The organism is Pseudomonas sp. ADAK2 TE3594 (assembly GCF_053628675.1).
The window spans coordinates 150,634-167,319 of record NZ_JBRJGV010000001.1 but is presented as its reverse complement, the minus strand read 5'-3'; the positions used below and the strand labels follow the sequence as shown (position 1 = coordinate 167,319).

Below are 16,686 nucleotides of genomic sequence, written 5' to 3'. Positions count from 1 at the left end.
CGACAATCTAACACACGGACGCCGTCCGTTCTGTTTTCCACTGGAGAATCCCATGGCGCTTGAACGCTCCGACGTGGAAAAAATCGCTCATTTGGCCTGCCTTGGCCTCAATGATGCCGATCTTCCACACATCACTTCGGCCCTGAACAGCATTCTCGGGCTGGTCGACGAAATGCAAGCGGTCAATACCGACGGTATCGAGCCGCTGGCCCACCCATTGGAAGCGAGCCAGCGCCTGCGTGCAGACGTCGTGACCGAAACCAATCATCGCGAGGCCTATCAGTCCATCGCACCAGCGGTCGAAAACGGCCTGTATCTGGTTCCGAAAGTCATCGACTAAAGGGAAAGAGCCTGCAATGCATCAATTGACTCTGGCCGAGATCGCCCGCGGACTCGCCGATAAAAAGTTTTCTTCCGAAGAGCTGACCAAAGTCCTGCTGGCGCGTATCACCCAGCTTGACCCGCAGCTCAACAGTTTCATCAGCCTCACCGAAGACCTGGCGCTGCAGCAGGCGAAAGCCGCTGACGCTCGTCGGGCCAACGGTGAGAGCGGCGCCCTGCTCGGCGCGCCGATCGCCCACAAAGACCTGTTCTGCACCCAGGGCATCCGCACCAGCTGCGGCTCGAAGATGCTCGACAACTTTAAAGCACCGTACGACGCCACCGTGGTCGCCAAACTGGCTGCTGCCGGGGCCGTGACCCTGGGCAAGACCAACATGGACGAATTCGCCATGGGGTCGGCCAACGAGTCGAGCTACTACGGCGCGGTGAAAAACCCGTGGAACCTGGAACACGTCCCGGGCGGTTCGTCTGGCGGTTCGGCGGCAGCGGTTGCCGCTCGTCTGTTGCCAGCGGCGACGGGCACCGACACCGGCGGTTCGATTCGTCAGCCTGCCGCGCTGACCAACCTCACCGGCCTGAAACCGACGTACGGTCGCGTTTCGCGCTGGGGCATGATCGCTTACGCATCCAGCCTCGATCAGGGCGGTCCATTGGCCCGCACCGCCGAAGACTGCGCGATCCTGCTGCAAGGCATGGCCGGCTTCGACCCGCAGGACTCCACCAGCATCGACGAGCCCGTGCCTGATTACAGCGCCGGCCTCAACGGCTCGCTGCAAGGCCTGCGCATCGGCGTGCCGAAGGAATACTTCAGCGCAGGTCTGGACCCACGCATCGCCGACCTGGTCATGGCCAGCGTTGAAGAGCTGAAAAAGCTCGGCGCCGTGGTCAAGGAAATCAGCCTGCCGAACATGCAGCACGCGATCCCTGCGTACTACGTGATCGCCCCGGCGGAAGCGTCTTCCAACCTGTCGCGTTTCGACGGCGTGCGTTTCGGCCACCGCTGCGCAGACCCGAAAAACCTGGAAGACCTGTACAAGCGTTCCCGTGGCGAAGGTTTCGGCCCGGAAGTGCAGCGCCGGATCATGGTCGGTGCCTACGCGCTGTCGGCCGGTTACTACGACGCCTACTACCTGAAGGCGCAGAAAATCCGTCGTCTGATCAAGAACGACTTCATGGCGGCCTTCAATGAGGTCGACATCATCCTCGGCCCAACCACGCCGAACCCGGCCTGGAAGCTCGGCGCCAAGAACAGCGACCCGGTCGCTGCGTACCTGGAAGACGTCTACACCATCACCGCCAACCTCGCCGGTCTGCCGGGCTTGTCCATGCCTGCAGGTTTTGTCGATGGCCTGCCGGTCGGCGTGCAGTTGCTCGCCCCGTATTTCCAGGAAGGTCGCCTGTTGAACGTTGCCCATCAGTATCAGCTCAACACTGACTGGCACACCCGCACCCCAACCGGCTTCTGAGGAGAAACACATGCAATGGGAAGTCGTGATCGGGCTGGAGATTCATACCCAGCTCACCACCCGGTCGAAAATCTTTTCCGGTAGCTCCACCACTTTTGGTTCCGAGCCGAACACCCAGGCCAGCCTGGTTGACCTCGGCATGCCTGGCGTATTGCCGGTGCTGAACCAGGAAGCGGTGCGCATGGCGGTGATGTTCGGTCTGGCCATCGATGCCGAGATCGGTCAGCACAACGTGTTCGCCCGTAAAAACTATTTCTACCCGGACCTGCCCAAGGGCTACCAGATCAGCCAGATGGAATTGCCGATCGTCGGCAAGGGCCACCTGGACATCGCCATGGAAGACGGCACGATCAAACGTGTCGGTGTAACCCGTGCGCACCTGGAAGAAGACGCCGGCAAAAGCCTGCACGAAGAATTCACCGGTGCCACCGGCATCGACCTGAACCGTGCGGGCACGCCGCTGCTGGAAATCGTTTCCGAGCCGGACATGCGCAGCGCCAAGGAGGCCGTGGCCTACGTCAAGACGATCCACGCGCTGGTACGCTACCTCGGCATCTGCGACGGCAACATGGCCGAAGGCTCGCTGCGCTGCGACTGCAACGTGTCGATCCGTCCAAAGGGCCAGGTTGAATTCGGCACGCGCTGCGAGATCAAGAACGTCAACTCGTTCCGCTTCATCGAGAAGGCGATCAACAGCGAAGTGCAACGTCAGATCGAGCTGATCGAAGACGGCGGCAAGGTGATCCAGCAGACCCGTCTGTACGACCCGAACAAGGACGAAACCCGTCCGATGCGCAGCAAAGAGGAAGCCAACGACTACCGTTACTTCCCCGATCCGGACCTGCTGCCGGTGGTCATCGAGGACTCGTTCCTCGACGACGTACGCGCCACCCTGCCGGAACTGCCACCGCAGAAACGCGAGCGTTTCCAGGAACAGTTCGGTCTGTCGGTCTACGACGCCAGCGTCCTGGCCACCAGCCGCGAGCAAGCCGATTACTTCGAGAAAGTCGTGAGCATCGGCGGCGACGCCAAGCTGGCGGCCAACTGGGTGATGGTTGAACTGGGCAGCCTGTTGAACAAGCAAGGGCTGGACATCGACCAGTCGCCGGTTTCGGCCGAGCAACTGGGCGGCATGCTGTTGCGCATCAAGGACAACACCATCTCCGGCAAGATCGCCAAGGTGGTCTTTGAAGCCATGGCCAACGGTGAAGGCAGCGCAGACGAGATCATCGACAAGCGCGGCCTCAAGCAAGTGACCGACACCGGTGCGATCTCGGCGGTGCTGGACGAAATGCTCGCGGCCAACGCCGAACAGGTCGAACAATACCGCGCGGCAGACGAAGCCAAACGCGGCAAGATGTTCGGCTTCTTCGTCGGCCAGGCCATGAAAGCCTCCAAAGGCAAGGCCAACCCGCAACAGGTCAACGAACTGCTGAAAAGCAAGCTCGAAGGCTGATTGCGATCAATGGTGCGGGTGGGATGTTGTGTCCGACTCAAACCCTGTGGGAGCGGGCTTGCCCGCGATGGCGGTGTATCAGATACATTGCCATCGCGGGCAAGCCCGCTCCCACATTTGTGTCAGGGATACCTTTTATGAAGCGTCTGCTCAGTGCCTGCGCCCTGCTCTCTCTGCTGGCCGGTTGTGCCAGTACGGATACCATCGATCCACACGGCTACGACAAGACCGGCGTAGCTTCGTATTACGGCGCCAAACATCATGGCAAACGCACCGCCAGCGGCGAGCGTTTCAACCAGCACGGCCTGACCGCCGCCCATCGCCAGTTGCCGTTCGGCACCCGGGTGAAGATTACCAACCTCAATAACGACAGGTCCTGCGTGGTGCGCGTCAACGACCGTGGGCCGTACTCTCGCGGGCGCCTGATCGACGTGTCACGTGAAGCGGCCGAACAATTGGGCATGCTGCGCAGTGGCACCGCGAAAGTTCGCGTGCAAACCCTCGACGACTGATAGACGGAGCGCTGACTATTTTCGGACTTGCCGATTTACCCCTGATCAGCGTGATTGAATTGTTCTGCGGTCTGTTTTTACTGATCGCCGGTGCCGAATTGATGGTGCGCGCCGCCGTGCGCCTGGCCGCGCGACTGCATGTGCGGCCGCTGATCATAGGCCTGACCATCGTGGCCCTCGGCAGCAGCGCACCGCAGATGGCGGTCAGCCTGCAAGCCACCCTGGCGCAAAACGCCGACATCGCCGTCGGCAGCGTGATCGGCAGCAGCATCTTCAACATCCTCGTCACCCTCGGGCTCTCGGCGCTGATTATTCCGCTGCGGGTTTCACGGCAATTGGTGCGCCTGGATATTCCGCTGATGATCGGCGCCAGCCTGCTGGTGTTCGTACTGGCGTGGAACGAAGAATTGAACCGCACAGACGGCATTATTCTGCTGGCCGCGCTGGTGCTGTACCTGGGCTTGCTGCTGCGCCAGTCGCGGCACTCGGCCCGTCCGCCATCGGGCGTTCATGACGCACCGCAGGCACCGTGGTTCAGCAGCCTGCTGCTGATTGTCGCCGGGCTGGCGATGCTGGTGTTCGCCGGGCACTTGCTGCTCGGCGCTGCGGTGGCGGTCGCGACCGACCTGGGCTTGTCGGAGCGGATCATCGGCCTGACCATCGTCGCCGTCAGCACTTCCCTACCGGAGCTGGCCACTTCGCTGATCGCCGCGTTACGCGGTCAGCGGGACATCGCAGTGGGCAACGTGATCGGCAGCAACCTGTTCAACCTCTTGGGCGTGCTCGGGCTTACCGCATTGATCGCGCCGTCGCCGCTGTCGGTCTCGCCCAATGCCCTGGATTTCGACCTGCCGGTGATGCTCGGTGTCGCGGTGCTGTGCCTGCCGGTGTTCTATTCCGGCTACCGGGTGACGCGCGCCGAGGGCCTGCTGTTCTTGGGTTTGTACCTGGCCTATGGGCTGCACGTGGTGTCGTTCACCACGGGAATGCCGCTGGCCGGCAAACTTGAACACCTGATGCTGTTTTTCGTCCTGCCGGCGCTGGTGGCGTTTTTGCTGTTCACCTCGCTACGCGCCTGGCGTCGCCAACACCACAAGAGGGAATTGCCATGACTGACAATAAGAAACCTGGCGTTGAAGTCCGCCGCCAAGTGATGGGCGACGCTTTCGTCGACCGCGCCTTGGGCAACGCCACCGAGTTCACCCAGCCGTTGCAGGACTTCGTCAATGAACACGCTTGGGGCGGTGTGTGGAATCGCGAAGGTCTGCCGCTGAAAACCCGCAGCCTGATCACCCTCGCCGCGCTGACCGCATTGAAGTGCCCGCAAGAATTGAAAGGCCATGTGCGCGGTGCGCTGAACAACGGCTGCACCGTGGAAGAGATTCGCGAGGCACTGCTGCATTGCGCGGTGTATGCCGGTGTGCCGGCGGCGATCGATGCGTTCCGGGCGGCGCAGGAAGTGATTGATAGCTACCAGAAACCTGAGTAAGCCTCAGGATTTTCGCCGTCAGTGATATCGCCATCGCGGGCAAGCCCGCTCCCACAGGGATTTGCCTTGTTGCATAAATTGCATAAGCACTGAAGACCTTTGTGGGAGCGGGCTTGCCCGCGATGAGGCCCTGAAGAACTCCGCAAAGCCTTCGGTTAAATCCACCCACCCCACTGCAACAAAAAGATCCCGATGTTGGTGGTGACCGCCGCCATCAGCGTGGTTATCACGATGATCGCCGCCGCCAGTTCATGATTGCCATTGGCCGCCCGAGCCATGACGAAACTGGCCGCGGCGGTCGGGCTGCCGAAGTACAGAAACAGAATCCCCAACTCAGCCCCGCGAAAACCCCAGAGCCAGGCCCCCAAGGTCGCCAGCACCGGCAGTCCGATCATCTTCACCAGGCTAGAACTCAGCGCCATGGTGCCGCTTTTGCGCATCGCCGCCAGCGACAACGTGCCACCGATGCAGATCAGCGCCAACGGCAAGGTGGTTTGCGCCAGGTACTGGCCAGACGTTTCCAGCCACCCCGGCAAACCGATCTTGAAATAGGCAAACGGTGCCGCCGCAAACACGCTGATGATCAGCGGGTTGACCATCACGCTTTTGCAGATACTCCACGGGTCAGACTTGATCACCGGGCTGTAGACCGCCAGCACGATGGTCGAGAGCGTGTTGTAAAACAGGATCACCAGCGCCGCGAGAATGGCCCCGAGGGAAATCCCGTAGTCGCCGTACATACTCGCCGCAAGGGCCAGACCGATAACGCCGTTGTTGCCGCGAAACGCGCCCTGGGTATAGATGCCCCGGTCTTCCCGCGGGCATTTCCAGATCGCCCAGCCCCAGGCAATCGCAAAACACAGCAGCGTCGCGACCGAGAAGTAGATCAGCAGCGCCGGTTGCAGTGCGGCATGCAGGTCCGCATGCAAGATACCCAGAAACAGCAACGCCGGCATGGTGACGTTGAACACCAAGGCCGACGCGGTGTGAATGAAGTTGTCGTTGATCCAGTCGATGCGCTTGAGCAGCGCCCCCAGAAACAGCATGGCAAACACCGGCGCGGTGATGTTCAGGGTTTCGAGGAAAATAGCCAGCATGCCGGGAGAACCTTGGGTGGGCGTCGTTAGGGGGCTAATGATAAGCCACTTTCACCCGGATCGTTCCCACGCTCTGCGTGGGAATGCCTCTTGTGACGCTCTGCGTCACGCTTTTGGGACGCAGAGCGTCCCGGGCTGCGTTCCCACGCAGAGCGTGGGAACGATCATTACGTGATAGGCGCAGGGTTGAACAAGGTAATGTCGTTGTGCAGTTTATGCTGCTCCGCCCACGTCTGTTTCTTGCCGCTGGCCACGTCCAGGTAGTAGTGGAACAACTCCCAGCCAAGCTCTTCAATCGACGCTCGCCCGGTAGCAATTCGCCCGGCATCGATATCGATCAAATCCGGCCAGCGTTGCGCCAGTTCGGTCCGGGTCGAGACCTTCACCACCGGTGCCATCGCCAACCCATAAGGCGTACCCCGTCCGGTTGTGAACACATGCAGGTTCATCCCCGCCGCCAACTGCAACGTCCCACAGACAAAATCACTGGCCGGGGTCGCGCAAAAAATCAGCCCTTTGCGCTTGAACCGTTCGCCCGGGCCAAGCACTCCGTTGATTGCACTGCTGCCGGACTTGACGATCGAGCCCAAGGACTTCTCGACTATGTTCGACAACCCGCCCTTCTTGTTCCCCGGCGTGGTGTTGGCGCTACGATCCGCTTCGCCCTTGGCCAGGTAACGGTCGTACCAGTCCATCTCCCGCACCAGCTCCTGAGCTACTTCCTCGGTTTCGGCGCGGGACGTCAGCAGGTAGATCGCATCACGCACTTCGGTGACTTCAGAAAACATCACCGTCGCACCGGCCCGCAGCAACAGGTCCGAGGCGTAACCGAGCGCCGGGTTGGCAGTGATGCCAGAGAACGCATCGCTGCCACCGCACTGCATGCCGAGGATCAGCTCGGACGCCGGCACGGTTTCCCGACGACGCAGATCGAGCTTCTTCAAGCGGGTTTCGGCCAGTTCCATGATCTGTTCGATCATCTCGGTGAAACCGTGGCTGGAGTCCTGCAAGCGGTACAACCACGGCTCGCTCAGATCCACCGAACTGTCGTTCTCATGCATCACCTGCCCGGCCTGCAATTTCTCGCAGCCCAGGCTGATCACCAGCGCTTCGCCACCCAGGTTCGGGTTGCGCGCGAGGTTACGCACGGTGCGAATCGGGATGTACGCGTCGGTGGCGGTGATCGCCACGCCGCAGCCGTAACTGTGGGTCAGCGCCACCACGTCATCGACGTTCGGGTACTTGGGCAGCAGTTCGTCCTTGATGCGTTTTACCGCGTGATCAAGCACCCCGGTAACGCATTGCACCGTGGTGGTGATGCCGAGAATGTTGCGCGTGCCGACGGTGCCGTCGGCGTTGCGATAACCCTCGAAAGTGAAGCCTTCCAGCGGTGCCTGCGCGGCCGGCACTTCGGTGGACAGCGGCAGGCTGTCCAGCGGCGGCGCGGTCGGCATGCGCAGTTGATCTTCCTTGACCCAGCTGCCGCGAGGAATCGGCTGCAACGCGTAGCCGATCGTCTGGCCGTAACGAATCACCTGGCCGCCCTCGGGAATGTCCTCGAGAGTGACCTTGTGGCTCTGCGGCACGAAATCCACGGTCACCAAACCATCGGGGAATTCAGTGCCGGCCGGCACGCCCTGATCGTTGACCACGATCACCACATTGTCCCGCTCGTGCAGGCGGATGTAGCGCGGCGAGTCGGAATGTTCAATCAACTGCATGACGCCGCTCCTCAGGAATGCGCTTCAGATAACTTATTGTTGGTTTCAGGACCGCTGACAGGTGGCTCTTTGAGTACCACACGTTTGATCGGGCCAACGATCACCAGATAGCTGAAGACGGCTACCAGCGCGTTGCAACCGACGAACACCAGCGCCCATTTGAACGAGCCGGTGGAGCTGATGATGTAACCGATAACGATCGGCGTGGTGATCGACGCAATGTTGCCGAAGGTATTGAACAGGCCACCGCTGAGGCCGGCGATCTGTTTCGGTGAGGTGTCGGACACCACGGCCCAGCCCAACGCGCCCACGCCTTTGCCGAAGAAAGCCAAGGCCATGAAGCCGACGACCATCCATTCCACGTCTACATAGTTGCAAGCCACGATGCTACTGGAAACCAGCAGGCCGGCGATGATCGGCGCCTTGCGGGCGAAGGTCAGCGAGTGACCTTTGCGCAGCAGGTAATCGGAAATCACCCCGCCAAGCACACCACCGATAAACCCGCAAATCGCCGGCAACGAGGCAATGAAACCGGCCTTGAGGATGGTCATGCCGCGCTCCTGCACCAGGTACACCGGGAACCAGGTGAGGAAGAAGTAAGTGATGCCGTTGATGCAGTACTGGCCCAGATACACGCCGAGCATCATGCGGTTGGTCAGCAGTTGGCGGATGTAGTCCCACTTCGGACCGTCGCCTTTTTTGCCTTTGCCTTTGTCCTGGTCCATGTCGACCATGCCGCCGTTGTCGGCGATGTGCTTGAACTCGGCGTCGTTGATCATCGGGTGCTGGCGCGGGCTGTAGATCACCTTCAGCCAGATCCCCGAGAAGATGATGCCGATCACCCCCATGACGATGAACACGTGCTGCCAGCCGAAGCTGTAAACGATCCAACCCATCAGCGGTGCGAACAACACGGTGGCAAAGTATTGCGCCGAGTTGAAGATCGCAGACGCCGTACCGCGTTCAGCGGTCGGGAACCAGGCCGCCACGATGCGTGCGTTGCCGGGGAAGGATGGCGCTTCGGCCAGGCCCACCAAAAAGCGCAGCATGAACAGCGCAACCACCGCCGTGGACATGCCGAACTCACCGACATAGCCCTGCAGCACGGTGAACAGCGACCAGGTGAAGATGCTCAGCGCGTAGATTTTTTTCGAACCGAAACGGTCCAGCAGCCAACCACCAGGAATTTGCCCGGCCACGTAGGCCCAACCGAATGCGGAGAAGATATAACCGAGGGTGACCGCGTCGATACCGAGGTCTTTTTGCAGGCTGGAGCCGGCGATTGCGATGGTGGCCCGGTCGGCGTAGTTGATCGTGGTCACCAGAAACAGCATGAGCAGGATCAAATAGCGGACGTGAGTCGGCTTGGTCGATTGCATTGTAGATGTACTCCCACTGATTATTTTTATGCGGGTAATAACAATTTTTTTGTCGTATCTGGCTTTTGTGGGAGCCGGGCTTGCCCGCGATGCAGGCACCGCGCAGAGTCAGCCTCAACGCGGTGATGCTATCGCAGGCGAGCCAGCTCCCACAGGTACTGCGGTGTATCAGGAACCGATGTAGGCAGTTTTTACGACCGTGTAAAACTCTTGTGCATAGCGACCTTGCTCACGTGATCCATAGGATGAACCTTTACGCCCACCGAACGGAACGTGGTAATCCACACCGGCGGTCGGCAGGTTGACCATCACCATCCCGGCCTGGGAGTGGCGTTTGAAGTGGTTGGCGTACTTCAGCGATGTGGTGGCGATACCCGCCGACAGACCGAACTCGGTGTCGTTGGCCATGGCCAGCGCTGCCTCGTAATCCGCGACGCGAACCACGTTGGCCACCGGGCCGAAGATCTCTTCGCGGCTGATACGCATCGCCGCTGTGCTATCGGCAAACAGCGTCGGCGCGAGGAAGTAGCCTTCGGTGTCGCACGTCACCAGACCACCGCCACTGACCAGACGCGCACCTTCGGACTGGCCGATGTCGATGTACTTCATGTCTTGTTCAAGCTGAGCCTGCGAGACAACCGGACCGATATCAGTGCCGGTTTTCAGCGCGTGGCCAACCTTGATCGACTTCATGCGCTCGGCCATGGCTTCGACGAATTTGTCGTGAATCCCGGCGGTGACGATGAAGCGGCTCGAGGCGGTGCAACGCTGGCCGGTGGAATAGAACGCGCTCTGTACCGACAGCTCGACCGCTTGCTTGAGGTCGGCGTCATCGAGAATGATCTGCGGGTTCTTGCCGCCCATTTCCAGCTGAACCTTGGCTTGGCGCGACACGCAGCTAACAGCGATCTGGCGACCCACGCCCACGGAACCGGTGAAGCTGATGCCGTCGACTTTCGGGCTCTGCACCAGCGCATCGCCAACCACGCGACCGCTGCCCATCACCAGGTTGAACACGCCGGCCGGGAAGCCTGCGCGGGAAATGATTTCCGCCAGCGCCCAGGCGCAGCCCGGCACCAGATCCGCCGGTTTCAGGACAACGCAGTTGCCGTAGGCCAGGGCCGGAGCAATTTTCCAGGCCGGGATCGCAATCGGGAAGTTCCACGGGGTGATCAGGCCGACCACTCCGAGGGCTTCGCGAGTGACTTCGACGTTGACGCCCGGACGCACCGACGGCAAGTAGTCACCGGACAGGCGCAGGCATTCACCGGCGAAGAACTTGAAGATGTTACCGGCGCGAGTCACTTCGCCGATGGCTTCGGGCAGGGTCTTGCCCTCTTCCCGGGCCAGCAGCGTGCCGAGTTCTTCGCGGCGGGCGAGGATCTCAGTGCCGACTTTATCCAGTGAATCGTGGCGAGCCTGGATGCCGGAAGTGGACCAGGCCGGGAACGCGGCGCGAGCGGCGTCGATGGCGGCGTGGACCTGAACCAGATCAGCCTTGGCGTATTCGCCGATGGTATCGCTCAGCTCGGACGGGTTGATGTTGGCGCAGTAATCACTGCCCTTCACCCATTCGCCGTTGATGTAGTTATCGAAATGCTTTGCATCTGCCACTTGAAGATCTCCTCACGCAAAAAGCCGCTGATTGCTCAGCGGCCCTGGTTTTATCGAGTGTTATTGCGCACCTTGCTTGTCGATCAGCGCGGCGAGCATTTCGTACTCTTCGCCCGTCAGATCGGTCAGCGGCGCACGCACAGGACCTGCGTCATAGCCTGCAATTTTTGCCCCGGCCTTGACGATGCTCACGGCGTAACCGGCCTTGCGGTTGCGGATGTCCAGGTACGGCAGGAAGAAGTCGTCGATGATCTTGCCGACGGTGGCGTGATCTTCGCGAGCGATCGCATGGTAGAAATCCATCGCGGTTTTCGGGATGAAGTTGAACACCGCCGAGGAGTAAACCGGCACGCCCAGCGCCTTGTAGGCCGCGGCGTAGACTTCGGCGGTCGGCAAACCGCCCAGGTAGCTGAAGCGATCGCCCAGGCGGCGACGGATCGACACCATCAACTCGATATCGCCCAGACCATCCTTGTAACCGATCAGGTTCGGGCAGCGCTCGGCCAGACGTTCCAGCAGTGGCGCGGTCAGGCGGCAGACGTTGCGGTTGTAAACCACCACGCCGATCTTCACCGATTTGCACACCGCTTCAACGTGGGCGGCAACGCCGTCCTGGCTGGCTTCGGTCAGGTAGTGCGGCAGCAGCAACAAGCCTTTGGCGCCCAGACGCTCGGCTTCCTGTGCGTATTCGATGGCCTGGCGGGTGGCGCCACCGACACCGGCAAGGATCGGAACGCTGGTGGCGCAGGTATCGACTGCCGTCTTGATGATTTCCGAATATTCGCTGGCCGCCAGAGAGAAGAACTCACCGGTGCCGCCCGCGGCGAACAATGCCGAGGCGCCGTATGGGGCCAGCCATTCGAGACGCTTGATGTAGCCCGCGCGATGAAAATCGCCCTGGGCATTGAAGTCGGTGACCGGGAATGACAGCAGGCCGGAAGAGAGGATGGACTTCAGTTCTTGTGGATTCATTATTCGAACACCCTGGGTAGCAACGTTGTGTGAGAAAATCGTTCAGCCTTCGCCGAAGTTGTAGGTCATCGTACAACTTAAAATACAACCGTCAACTGCATTTCATCGCGAGCCGCAAAATTCGCGTCGGAAAATGTAATTCCTTGACGTAGGAAAGATCTCATCTATAGTCGAAATAACTGTATATACATACAGTTAAATTTGACTCTACCTACGACATATCAAGGAGCTAGAAATGTCAGGTCTACACGCAAAACCGAAGGAAAATACCCGACAGGTCATTGCCGATCTGGATGATCTTTTTACCGAGCACGGCATCGCCCTTTCTGGTGATGGAGACACCCTGAAACTACTCGCGAGCAGCCATCACACTCACAAAAATCAGCAACCCATCTCACCGAAAAAAACCCTGAAAGGTGCGCCGCAACTGAGGTTCGAGGGTGCTGAACACACCGCTATCGGCGACAGCACCTTGTTGCGTTTCATCAAGGACGCCCCCGCTATTCCAGCCTCACAGGTAGAGCTGCATCTACCCAACGGGCTGGCGCTGACCTATGGCCAGGTCATCGCGCTGGGGGGGGATTTCTATGGAATTCCCGATCAACCGATCAACGAAGGCGCGACACCCGCCGAGCGAATCCAGCGCTTTGCCAACGCCTTCAATTCCCTGGCGGTACTGCCGGCCTCAAATGCCGAGGCGAAGTTGATCCTCGGTGTCATGCAGAAGGAAATCGCCGCCGTCAATCAAGCGATCAGGGACGGAAAACAGCCTCACGAGGCTTATGACGCCCTCGGTGATACGTTGTCGGAAGAGTGGAACAAGATCACCGGTGGCGGCAGTTTTGTCTCGGCGCTGTTCCCTTTGGGGCGTTATCTGAAACTGGCCGCCAACAATGCCGATCACTTTGGCGAATGGGCGTTGCTGGCCTACATCGCCGGGCACACGGCAGCGCTGCAACAAGCGGTACTGGCCCACAACAGCGGCGATGAAAAGCAGTTGGAGCTGGCCTATGCGATGAACGCTTTTGCCGATCACTCTCTGACCGACCTGTTTTCCGCCGGTCACCTGCGAGTACCGCGCAAACAGTTGGCGGCAGTGGTCACGCCCAGTGATCTGGGTTCGTTGATTACCCGTTTCATGCACGATGAAGACAGCAAGTTCGGCCTCAACGTGAGCAATGGCAACGGTGATCGCTGGCGCGCCTACGGCGACAAACGCTATTTCGACACCATCGACAGCGCCAATCGCGCCCAAGTGAATCAAGCGGTTCAGGTCTCTGCGGATGAAGTGTTCGCGGCGTACCTCAGTGGCATCGCCCCGTCGGCCGGCAGCTTTGCTGCATTGAAAAAGCTGCCTGATCTGCAAGCGGTATTGAACCCGGCGAACAATTTCTCGCCACTGTTCAAGGTCGAGGGCAACAAGGTGTTGCGGCGCAAGGACGTCAATAACCTGAACGACACCGCGACCGTTGATGACTGGTGGGGGTGGAGTACCTATCTGCTGCTCAAGGACTACAAACCAACCGGCGTGCTGAATTCAGCGGCCAATGCCTGATAAGGAGATCACTGATGACTATCAAACTGAAACTGGAATTGGCTTCTGGCCAATCGCTGAAAGGTGCGCCGCTGGAGTTGTTGTCGAAGGGCGTGCCGGTTGCCCGGGCGGTTGTGGATGAACGCGGGTATGTGGCGTTCGATGCCAAACCTGGGGCTGCTGAGTTGGCGGTGCGGGTGGATCGTTCGATTTTGAGAACTGGCTGACATATTCCAGGAAGGCTACTGACCTCATCGCGAGCAGGCTCGCTCCCACATTGGATCTGTGTGTGATCGCATTATTGTGATCGACACAAAACCCTGTGGGAGCGAGCCTGCTCGCGATGGCTATCTGTCAGGCAGCAAATCACCCAACCTGAAACTCTACCCCCGCTGCGCCTGCGCCTCTTCATGGGCCTGGCGCAGCCGCTCCCGGCTATTCGTCAAATGCAACCGCATGGCCGCACGCGCCGCATCGGAATCCTGGCGGGCTATCGCGTCATAAATCTCTTCGTGCTCACGGCTCAGACGATTCATGTAGTGCTGCTGGTCGTCATGGGCCAGGCGTGCGGAGTTCAGACGCGTGCGCGGAATGATGCTGGTGCCCAGGTGGGTCATGATGTCGGTGAAGTAGCGGTTGCCGGTGGCCAGGGCAATTTGCAGGTGGAACTGGAAATCGGACGCCACGGCATCGCTGGCGTGGGAGACGCTTTCGTTGAGGGCGTCCAGCGCCGCTCGCATCAACGCCAACTGCTCAGGGCTGCGACGTTGCGCGGCAAGGCCAGCGGATTCCACTTCCAGGCTGATGCGCAATTCCAGAATCGCCAACACATCGCGCAAGGTCACCACGGTGGCCGGGTCGATACGGAAACCGCTCGGGCTCGGGGTATCGAGCACGAAGGTGCCGATGCCGTGCCGGGTTTCCACTTGTCCTGCGGCCTGCAAACGGGAAATCGCTTCGCGCACCACAGTGCGGCTGACGCCATGGGCATCCATGATCGCCGATTCGGTGGGCAACTTGTCGCCACGCTTGAGGTGACCGTCGCGGATCTGCTCGGACAGCACCGTCACCAGTTCCTGCGCGAGGCTGCGGCGCTTGCGAGGGAGGCGAGGTGCGTCGATCGGGTTTTCCATGGTGAACGTCTTTCTCGAAAAAGCGGCTGAATCCGCATCATAGCTCAACGCGGTTGTACGATCACCACCACTACCACCTGTAGGAGCAAGGCTTGCCCGCGAAAGCCTTCACGCGGTTTCCGACTGAGGACCGAGTCATCGTTCTTCGCGGGCAAGCCTCGCTCCTACAGAGGTGGTGGAATTCAGGCGGTCACGGTCTGATCCACCAAATGGCCATTCTCGATACGCACATGCCGTGGATGGAAGCGCTTCAAGCTGCTGCGATGCCCGACGCTGAGGATGCTCAAACCCGGTAATTCATCGATCAACGCCTGATACAGCGACGCCTCATCTTCTTCGTCCATCGCCGAAGTGGCTTCGTCCATGTACAGCCATTGCGGCGCATAAAGCAGCGCACGGGCGAAGGCCAGACGTTGCTGCTCGCCCGGCGAAAGCATGCGTTGCCAGTGGTTGGCTTCATCCAGACGCGAAACCAGGTGTGGCAAGCGGCAGGTTTCCAGCACGTGGACGTAGCGCTCGTTCGGGTAGGTATCGCTGGGCTGTGGATAACTCAGCGCCTCGCGCAAGGTGCCAATCGGCAGATAGGTTTTTTGCGGCAGGAACAGATAACGCCCCATAGGCAGGCGGATGCTGCCGTGGCCGGCCGGCCAAAGGTGCCCCATCGCCCGCAGCAACGTCGATTTGCCGCTGCCGGAACGACCGCTGAGCATGACGCGCTCGCCCTCCTCCACAGTCATGTCGGCGTTGGTCAGCAGATGACGACCGTCAGCGAGGTCGAGGCCAAGGTTGTGCACCTTCAACGCCGAGCCTTGATTCTGCACGTCGATGGCCGGCGCGCGCTCTTCGTTGTCGGTCATGGCCTGACGGAAACTCAGCAGACGATCACAAGTGGCACGCCACGCAGCGAGATTCTGATACGCACTGATAAACCAGCTGAAACTCTCCTGCACGTTGCCGAACGCCGAACTGATTTGCATCAGATCGCCGAGCTCGATCTTGCCAGCGAAGTAACGCGGTGCAGCGACCATGAACGGAAAGATGATGGCGGCCTGGCTATAACCGGAGGTGAAGAACGTCAGACGCTTGGACACCTTCATGATGTCCCAGAAATTGTGCCAGACCATGCCGAAACGGCTGCTCAAACGACGGTTTTCATTGGGCTCACCGTTATACAACGCAATGCTTTCGGCATTTTCGCGAACCCGGACCATGGAAAAACGCAGGTCGGCTTCGAAACGTTGTTGCTGGTTGTTCAGGCCGATCAAACGGCGGCCGATCAAATGCGTCAGCCAGCTGCCGATCACGGCATAGACCAGCACACACCAGAACATGTAGCCGGGAATGGTGAAACCGAACACTTCGATACTGCCCGACACGCCCCACAGAATGATCGAGAACGACACCAGGCTGACAATGTTGCGAAGCAAACCAATGCCCAATTCCAGGGTGTTCGAGGTGAAGTTGTTGAGGTCTTCGGAAATCCGCTGGTCCGGGTTATCGGTGTAACCGCCCTGTTCCAGCTGGTAGTAATTCTTGTTGCCGAGCCAGCGGGCAAAATGCTTTTCGGTGAGCCAGGCTCGCCAGCGGATGGTCAGCATCTGGGTCAGATAGAGCCGGTAGACGGCAGCGATGATTGCCACCGCCGCGATCCCGCAGAAATACAGGATCAGCCGCCAGAAGGCCGCCTCGTCCTTTTGTTGCAGGGCGTTGTAAAAATCCTTGTACCAGGTGTTGAACCACACCGAGAGCCCCACGCTGACCAGCGACAATGCGATCACAGCGATCAGCAACGTCCAGGCCTTGCCCTTCTCTTCGCTGCGCCAGTAAGGCGTGGTCATCGCCCAGACTTTGCGAAAAAACTGCCCGCGCACAGCATCGTTGACCGCGCAATATTCAGCGTTCTGATTCATGGATAAGGCTCGATAAAGAAAAGAACACACACGAGCCGATCATAAATGAACGGCTCGGCTT

At 59.9% G+C, this 16,686-nt stretch carries 15 protein-coding genes; 8 read left to right on the top strand and 7 right to left on the bottom strand.

Annotated elements, in window-relative coordinates:
* Positions 1–52: 52 nt before the first annotated feature.
* The 6 genes from gatC to AB7M22_RS00665 all read left to right on the top strand — a co-directional run bounded on the left by gatC (position 53) and on the right by AB7M22_RS00665 (position 5,265).
* Positions 53–340 (top strand): Asp-tRNA(Asn)/Glu-tRNA(Gln) amidotransferase subunit GatC, encoded by a 288-nt coding sequence (gene gatC / locus AB7M22_RS00690; RefSeq protein WP_007901429.1) that lies wholly within the window; start codon positions 53–55, stop codon positions 338–340.
* 16 nt (positions 341–356) lie between these two features.
* A complete protein-coding gene (gene gatA / locus AB7M22_RS00685) occupies positions 357–1,808 on the top strand; it encodes an Asp-tRNA(Asn)/Glu-tRNA(Gln) amidotransferase subunit GatA (protein ID WP_454184896.1) in 1,452 nt (483 codons plus the stop codon).
* Positions 1,809–1,818: 10 nt separating this feature from the next.
* On the top strand, positions 1,819–3,264 hold the full coding sequence (gatB, locus tag AB7M22_RS00680) for an Asp-tRNA(Asn)/Glu-tRNA(Gln) amidotransferase subunit GatB (protein ID WP_007901424.1): 1,446 nt from the start codon (positions 1,819–1,821) through the stop codon (positions 3,262–3,264).
* Positions 3,265–3,401: 137 nt separating this feature from the next.
* Positions 3,402–3,776, top strand: a complete 375-nt coding sequence (locus tag AB7M22_RS00675; RefSeq protein ID WP_454184895.1) for a septal ring lytic transglycosylase RlpA family protein — start codon at positions 3,402–3,404, stop codon at positions 3,774–3,776.
* A gap of 50 nt (positions 3,777–3,826) precedes the next feature.
* Positions 3,827–4,888: a calcium/sodium antiporter gene (locus AB7M22_RS00670; protein ID WP_454184894.1), complete on the top strand. Its 1,062-nt coding sequence runs from the start codon at positions 3,827–3,829 to the stop codon at positions 4,886–4,888.
* A complete protein-coding gene (locus AB7M22_RS00665; protein WP_007901416.1) occupies positions 4,885–5,265 on the top strand; it encodes a carboxymuconolactone decarboxylase family protein in 381 nt (126 codons plus the stop codon). The genes AB7M22_RS00670 and AB7M22_RS00665 overlap by 4 nt, the downstream gene beginning before the upstream one ends.
* Before the next feature lie 155 nt (positions 5,266–5,420).
* Here AB7M22_RS00665 and AB7M22_RS00660 read toward each other — a convergent pair whose 3' ends face one another.
* The 5 genes from AB7M22_RS00660 to kdgD all read right to left on the bottom strand — a co-directional run bounded on the left by AB7M22_RS00660 (position 5,421) and on the right by kdgD (position 12,048).
* On the bottom strand, positions 5,421–6,362 hold the full coding sequence (locus AB7M22_RS00660; protein WP_454184893.1) for an AEC family transporter: 942 nt from the start codon (positions 6,360–6,362) through the stop codon (positions 5,421–5,423).
* 167 nt (positions 6,363–6,529) lie between these two features.
* A complete protein-coding gene (garD, locus tag AB7M22_RS00655) occupies positions 6,530–8,083 on the bottom strand; it encodes a galactarate dehydratase (RefSeq protein ID WP_454184892.1) in 1,554 nt (517 codons plus the stop codon).
* 11 nt (positions 8,084–8,094) lie between these two features.
* On the bottom strand, positions 8,095–9,462 hold the full coding sequence (locus AB7M22_RS00650; protein WP_008015294.1) for an MFS transporter: 1,368 nt from the start codon (positions 9,460–9,462) through the stop codon (positions 8,095–8,097).
* Between the two features lie 168 nt (positions 9,463–9,630).
* A complete protein-coding gene (locus tag AB7M22_RS00645) occupies positions 9,631–11,076 on the bottom strand; it encodes an aldehyde dehydrogenase family protein (RefSeq protein WP_454184891.1) in 1,446 nt (481 codons plus the stop codon).
* A 60-nt stretch (positions 11,077–11,136) separates the two neighbouring features.
* Positions 11,137–12,048: a 5-dehydro-4-deoxyglucarate dehydratase gene (kdgD, locus tag AB7M22_RS00640; protein WP_008015297.1), complete on the bottom strand. Its 912-nt coding sequence runs from the start codon at positions 12,046–12,048 to the stop codon at positions 11,137–11,139.
* Between the two features lie 235 nt (positions 12,049–12,283).
* On the opposite strand from kdgD, the gene AB7M22_RS00635 reads away from it, so the two are divergent.
* Both AB7M22_RS00635 and AB7M22_RS00630 read left to right on the top strand, forming a co-directional pair.
* Positions 12,284–13,603 (top strand): phospholipase, encoded by a 1,320-nt coding sequence (locus AB7M22_RS00635; RefSeq protein ID WP_454184890.1) that lies wholly within the window; start codon positions 12,284–12,286, stop codon positions 13,601–13,603.
* A gap of 14 nt (positions 13,604–13,617) precedes the next feature.
* Positions 13,618–13,809, top strand: a complete 192-nt coding sequence (locus tag AB7M22_RS00630; protein ID WP_454184889.1) for a hypothetical protein — start codon at positions 13,618–13,620, stop codon at positions 13,807–13,809.
* Positions 13,810–13,965: 156 nt separating this feature from the next.
* On the opposite strand, the gene AB7M22_RS00625 is transcribed toward AB7M22_RS00630, so the two are convergent.
* Both AB7M22_RS00625 and AB7M22_RS00620 read right to left on the bottom strand, forming a co-directional pair.
* A complete protein-coding gene (locus tag AB7M22_RS00625; protein ID WP_032836338.1) occupies positions 13,966–14,715 on the bottom strand; it encodes a FadR/GntR family transcriptional regulator in 750 nt (249 codons plus the stop codon).
* A gap of 182 nt (positions 14,716–14,897) precedes the next feature.
* Positions 14,898–16,625 carry an ABC transporter ATP-binding protein/permease gene (locus tag AB7M22_RS00620; protein WP_454184888.1) on the bottom strand — a complete coding sequence of 576 codons (1,728 nt, stop codon included), beginning with the start codon at positions 16,623–16,625 and terminating at the stop codon, positions 14,898–14,900.
* Between the last annotated feature and the right edge of the window lie 61 nt (positions 16,626–16,686).